Source organism: Streptomyces sp. CO7 (assembly GCF_053474865.1).
On record NZ_JBRIOU010000200.1, the window covers coordinates 1 to 3,117 of the forward strand.

The 3,117-nt window shown below is 71.4% G+C and carries 3 protein-coding genes; all 3 read right to left on the reverse strand.

Annotated elements, in window-relative coordinates:
* Positions 1-18: 18 nt before the first annotated feature.
* Positions 19-903 (reverse strand): urea ABC transporter permease subunit UrtB, encoded by an 885-nt coding sequence (gene urtB / locus ACOV8S_RS32560; protein ID WP_448322218.1) that lies wholly within the window; start codon positions 901-903, stop codon positions 19-21.
* Between the two features lie 45 nt (positions 904-948).
* Entirely contained in the window at positions 949-2,202 is a 1,254-nt protein-coding gene (urtA, locus tag ACOV8S_RS32565; RefSeq protein ID WP_448322220.1) for an urea ABC transporter substrate-binding protein, read from the reverse strand.
* Between the two features lie 327 nt (positions 2,203-2,529).
* On the reverse strand, positions 2,530-3,117 hold a 588-nt coding region (locus tag ACOV8S_RS32570), incomplete at its 5' end, for a CGNR zinc finger domain-containing protein (RefSeq protein WP_448322222.1).

Below are 3,117 nucleotides of genomic sequence, written 5' to 3' on the forward strand. Positions count from 1 at the left end.
TGCGGGGGGTGGTCGTCGTCATGCCAGGCTCCGGGTGCGCAGGGTGTACAGGCCCTGGGGCCGCCACTGGAGGAAGGCGACGATGGCCACCAGCACGGCGACCTTGGCGACGCTGACGGTCGTGGAGTACTCCAGCACCGACTGGAGCACTCCGAGCACGAAGGCGGTGATCACGCTGCCCTTGAGCTGCCCGATGCCGCCGACGACGACCACGAGGAAGGCGTCGACGATGTAGTTGGTGCCCATGGTCGGGCCGATGGGGCCGACGAGGGTGAGCGCGACGCCGGCGACGCCCGCGAGGCCGGAGCCGATGAAGAACGTCGTGCGGTCCACCCGTCCGGTGGCGATGCCGGAGACCTCCGCGAGGTCCCGGTTCTGCACGACGGCGCGGATGCGCCGGCCGAGCGGGGTGAGCCGCAGGACGAGCGTGAGGGCGAGCACGCTCAGCAGGGCGAGGCCGAGAATGGCCAGCCGGTTGGCGGCGAGGGTGACGCCCGCGACGGAGACGTTGCCGGTGAGCAGGTCGGGGGCGCGGGTCTGCACGTTGGGGGCGCCGAAGATGTCGCGGGCGAGCTGCTGGAGCATCAGGGAGACGCCCCAGGTGACCAGGAGCGTGTCCAGCGGCCGGGCGTACAGGCGGCGGACGAGCAGCCACTCCAGGAGTGCGCCCGTCGTGCCCGCCACGAGGAAGGCCAGCGGCAGGGCGAGGAGCAGGGAGACGCCGGTGCCGTCGACGGCCTGCTGCAGGACGTAGGTGGTGTAGGCGCCGGCCATGATGAACTCGCCGTGCGCCATGTTGATGACGCCCATCTGGCCGAACGTCAAGGTGAGGCCGAGGGCGACGAGCAGGAGGACGGCGCCGATGCCGACGCCGGTGAAGGACTGGTTGAGGACGACCGTCATGAGGCGGCTCCGGGTCGGGGAGGGAGTGTCGGCGGCGGCACGCGCTCAGGAGAGGCCGGAGGCCCAGTCGTAGCCCTTGAGGTAGGGGTCCGGCTTGATCGGCCCGCCCGAACTCCACACCTCGGTGATCAGCCCGTCGGCGCCGATCCTGCCGATGCGGGCGGTCTTGTGGACGTGCTGGGTGGCGCCGTCGACGGTGGCCCTGCCCTCCGGGGCGTCGTAGGTGATGCCGTCCGCGGCGGCCTTGACCTTCGCGACGTCGAAGGAGCCGGCCTTCTCGACCATCGCCTTCCACAGGTGGACCGAGAGGTAGGCGGCCTCCATCGGGTCGGATGTCGGCTTGTCCTCGCCGTAGGCGGCCTGGTAGGCGTCCACGAAGGCGGTGTTCGCCGCGCCCGGCGTCGTCTGGTAGTAGTTCCAGGCGGTCAGCTGGCCCTCCAGGTACGGGGCGCCGATGCTCTTGACCTCCTCCTCGGCGATGGAGACGGACAGCACCGGCATGGTCTTGGCGGTCATCCCCGAGGACTTGTACTCCTTGAAGAAGGCCACGTTGCTGTCGCCGTTGAGGGTGTTGAACACCGCGTCGGCGCCCGACTCCTTCACCTTGTTGACGAGGGTGCTGAACTCGGTGGAGCCCAGCGGCGCGTAGTCCTCGCCGAGCACCCGCATGCCGTGGCCCTTGGCGTACGCGCGGATGATCTTGTTGGCGGTGCGCGGGAAGACGTAGTCGCTGCCGACCAGGTAGAGCCTGGTCAGTCCCTGTTTCCTGAGGTAGTCCAGGGCGGGCACGATCTGCTGGTTGGTGGTCGCGCCCGTGTAGAAGATGTAGGGCGACTGCTCGAGGCCCTCGTACTGCACGGGGTAGAACAGCAGCGATCTGTGCCGCTCGAAGACCGGCTTGACGGCCTTGCGGCTGGCCGAGGTCCAGCAGCCGAAGGTGGCGGCGACCTTGTCGCCGGTGATCAGGGCCTCCGCCTTCTCCGCGAAGGTCGGCCAGTCGGAGGCGCCGTCCTGGCTGACCGGGTCGAGCTTCTTGCCCAGTACGCCGCCGTCGGCGTTGATCTCCTTGACGGCGAGCCGCAGCGCGTTGTGGACGGTGACCTCGCTGATGGCCATCGTGCCGGAGAGGGAGTTCAGGAGACCGACCCGGACCGTGTCGCCGGAGGTGTCGGCCTTGGCGCCGGCGGTGGTCGTCCGGTCGCTGCCGGTCTTGGCGCCGCAGGCGCCGATCGCTGCGGACGCGCCGAGGACGGACAGACCGGTCAGGAGACCACGCCTGCTGATGCTGAGCCCGGACATGCACAACCTCCTTGCCCACGAGGGGCGATGGGAAGAGCGGCGAGGGAAACGGGACGCGCTACAGGGGCGGCGGCGTGACGCACGGGTCCCAGCCGTTCCGGGGGTGATGTCCGGGCTGGACGCTGAGGCGCCTGAACAGCGTGCGAGGGAAGTGTTACCACGGCGTTTCGGCGCAATTGACGCCAGGGATCGGCGAGTTGGGCCGCGTGGCTACCGGCTCTCCTCTCCCGGCCCGTCCGTGTCGAAGGCCTCGTGGTGCCATCGCCAGCCGGCGGTGCCGTCGCCGTGGACGCGCAGCCAGAACCGGGGGCGCACCGTCTCGCGACGTCAGCCACGCTGCCGGGTGCGGGCGTAGTGGCGCCTGGCCCGGGCCCGGTTGCCGCAGTCCCCGGAGCTGCACCAGCGCCGGGTCCCGCTCCGGGAGCGGTCGAGGAAGAACCAGCCGCACCCGGGGCCCTCGCACCGCCGGACCCGGGCCAGGTCGTCCCCGGCCAGCAGATCCTCCGCCCGCAGCGCCAGCTCGTGGCGGAGGCCGTCGAGTCCGTGCGCCTGCGGCTGCCATCGCAGGGGGAAGCCGGGGAGCAGGGCGGCGTCCTCGCGTGCCCGCACCAGATCCCGGCGCAACGCCTCCCATGCCGCGGCCGGGGGCTCGTCGCCGTCGACGAGGGCGTCCAGGACCGGCCACAGGACGGCACGCAGGTCCAGCAACGAGGCCGCCGCGGCCTCGGCGGGGGCGAGGTCGCCCGCCCCGATCAGCGCCTGTGCTTCTTCCACGGTGAGCAGTCCGACGCCCTCGGCCCAGCGCGCCCACGCCTGCGCGCCCTGGACGCGGGCGACGGCGCGGGCCGGGTCCAGGCGCCAGGCAACCGTGTTGGCGAAGTCGAGCACCGGGTGCCCTCCCACGCGGGATGGGCT